1 protein-coding gene is annotated in these 212 nt (G+C 58.0%); it reads left to right on the top strand.

Going from position 1 to position 212, the window contains the following annotated elements:
• Window positions 1-151 (top strand): integrase core domain-containing protein (locus AB3X89_RS40930; RefSeq protein WP_368588140.1); only part of this gene is annotated, 151 nt, incomplete at its 5' end.
• Window positions 152-212: the final 61 nt, after the last annotated feature.

Genomic DNA, 212 nt, shown 5'->3' with positions numbered 1-212 from the left:
GAAGGCATATGAGTCGGTCAGCCACGCCCGGCGCTCAATCGGCGATTACATCAATCTGTACAACCAGAGACGACCTCATTCGAGTCTGGAAGACCGCACGCCGGATGAGGCATACTTCGCGACACTGCCTGCGATCAAATCGGCAGCATGAACGCCCCGGTGGTTCCACTTAAAAATCTCGGGACCCTGCCCGAACAAGCGGCGCCACCTCT

It is taken from the genome of Paraburkholderia sp. BR14320 (assembly GCF_040948665.1).
Taxonomy (GTDB): Bacteria; Pseudomonadota; Gammaproteobacteria; order Burkholderiales; family Burkholderiaceae; genus Paraburkholderia; species Paraburkholderia youngii.
The sequence above is the reverse complement of the archived record's forward strand: the minus strand, read 5'-3'. Positions and strand labels throughout refer to the sequence as shown.